Source organism: Rhodococcus sp. (in: high G+C Gram-positive bacteria), assembly GCF_049286785.1.
GTDB lineage: Bacteria > Actinomycetota > Actinomycetes > Mycobacteriales > Mycobacteriaceae > Rhodococcus_F.
This window is the reverse complement of sequence record NZ_JBAQEO010000409.1, coordinates 1-2,258: the sequence shown is the minus strand read 5'-3', so window position 1 is coordinate 2,258 and position 2,258 is coordinate 1. Positions and strand designations below refer to the sequence as shown.

Here is a 2,258-nt window from a genome sequence, read left to right as displayed (position 1 = left end):
GCAGGTTCTGCACGTCGCTCCGAACGCGTTCCAGAACTACGTCAACATCTACCAACCCGCGCAGGGGGTGCTGACCGGAATTCTGGCGATGAACAACTTCGCGAATCCTGTTCAGTTCATCTGCGCGGGCGTTCAGGCAGCTGCCCAGAAGGGAGCGGAGGAGTCGGCGAAACTGTGCGCCCAATATCTCGGACCTGTCCTGAGGAACCTGGCTGTCAATTTTCCTCCGGTGGGCGAGAACGTTCTGAGTGGCGCCGTCGCGCGACCGGACGAGATCACTTACAGCGAAGAGAGTTTGAAACCCGCCGCGACGACGCCGGCGAAAAGCACGCTTCCGGCCGTCGGTGTGCAAGATCTGCTGATCCCGGGAGGAGGACGGTGAAGATGCCGCGAAGTCGAAGAGTGCTGGCCGGGTTCGTCATCCTCGTTCTCGGCGTATCCGTCTCCGGCTGCGGCGATTGGCGGGGAATGAATTCGTTGCCACTCCCCGGAACCGCCGGTGGGGGTGAAGGATCATTCGAGATTCAGGCGCAGCTGCCCGATGTCTCTACCATTGCGCAGAATTCACGAGTGCGGGTGGGCGACGTCACCGTCGGAAACGTCACGAAAATCGAACGTCAGGATTGGCACGCTCTGGTGACCATGCGATTGGAAGGCGACGTGGACCTGCCCGCCAACGCCACGGCGAAAGTAGGTCAAACGAGCCTGCTCGGGTCGATGCACATCGAGCTTGCCTCGCCGACAGAGGTGGCGGCGACCGGTCGACTCCAACAGGGCGCGATGATTCCATTGGAAAGTGCCGGCGCGTATCCGACCACGGAGCAGACTCTCGCGTCGTTGTCGGTTGTTCTCAACGGCGGCGGGCTGGGACAGTTGCAGGAAATAAACCAATCGTTGAACAAAGCATTCGCGGGACGCGAAGACGGCATCCGCAGTCTCATCACCCAGCTCGACACGTTCATGACACGACTCAACGATCAGAGCACGGACATCATCCGCGCCACCGAGAGCCTGAATGAGCTCACAAGCCAGGTCGCCGATCAGCGTGAAGTTGTGGACACGGCACTGCAGACCATCCCTGGCGCATTGACGGTGCTCAGTGATCAACGCCAGAAACTCGTCGACGCACTGGACGGTATCGGGCGGTTCAGCGCCATCGCCACGGACACGATCAACCAGAGTCAAGATGCGCTCGTGACGAACCTGCAGAACGTCGGACCGGTGTTGAAGTCACTGGCTGACGCCGGTCCCGCATTGACCCGCTCCATGAGTTACCTTCTGACGTACCCGTGGCCGAACGAGACGATGCCTTACTGGATGCGGGGTGACTACGCCAACCTCACGGGTGTGATCGACCTGACCCTCAGCCGCTTGGATTCGTCCCTCCTCGTCGGAACGCCCTTGGAAGGGAAGCTGACCGGCATCGAAGCCGTTCTCGGTCGAACGGTCGGTATTCAACCAAGCCCGGCCACACGTGGGAACCCGCTGACGTTCCCGTATTCGACAGGGAACTACTGACATGCATCTGAGTAAGCGGACCCGCATTCAACTCGCTGTCTTCGTCGTTGTCACACTCGTTGCCGGCGCCGTGATGGCATTCAGCTACATGCGTTTGCCATCCACCCTCTTCGGTATCGGCCGTTACACGGTGACGGTGGAACTTCCTGTCACCGGAGGGCTGTATCAGACTGCCAACGTCACGTTCCAGGGAGTGGAGGTGGGCAAGGTTGAGGCGCTGAAGCTGACGGATGCTGGAGTCGAAGCGACGCTCTCCCTGACATCCGGCACCGATATCCCGTCGGACCTCGACGCACAGGTCCACAGCCGGTCTGCCATCGGCGAACAGTACGTCGAACTGATTCCGCGCAAGGGTGTTTCGGCGCCGCTCGAGGACGGCGACGTGATTCCGATAGAGCGAGCGTCGGTACCACCGGACATCGCCACACTCCTCGACACCACGCAGAGGAGTCTCGCCGCGATACCGAAGGAGGACCTCGGGACGGTCGTCGACGAAGCCTACAACGCGTTGAACGGCACCGGTCCGGAACTGTCCCGACTCCTCGACGGCGCATCCTCGCTGACCGGTCAGGCACGTGAGAACCTCGGTCCGCTGCTCACACTGATCGACCAGTCGGTGCCGGTGCTGCAGTCGCAGGCGAACACCTCGGATTCCATCGGACAATGGTCGCGCCACCTTGCAGATATCACGAACCAACTCCGCAACCAGGACGCGCACGTCCGCAATGTGGTGGCGACGG

Annotated in this window: 2 protein-coding genes and 1 pseudogene; all 3 read left to right on the top strand. The window is 61.2% G+C overall.

What is annotated here, in order from left to right; all coding sequences use genetic code 11:
* Positions 1–382, top strand: a pseudogene (locus tag WAW17_RS15375) (mammalian cell entry protein); the annotation flags it as partial.
* A gap of 2 nt (positions 383–384) precedes the next feature.
* Positions 385–1,518, top strand: a complete 1,134-nt coding sequence (locus WAW17_RS15370; protein WP_422333812.1) for an MCE family protein — start codon at positions 385–387, stop codon at positions 1,516–1,518.
* A gap of 1 nt (position 1,519) precedes the next feature.
* On the top strand, positions 1,520–2,258 hold a 739-nt coding region (locus WAW17_RS15365), incomplete at its 3' end, for an MCE family protein (protein WP_422333811.1).

Coding starts and splice junctions, on each gene's coding strand:
- WAW17_RS15370 (WP_422333812.1), top strand. CDS start 385: ATGCCGCGAAGTCGAAGAGTGCTGGCCGGGTTCGTCATCCTCGTTCTC.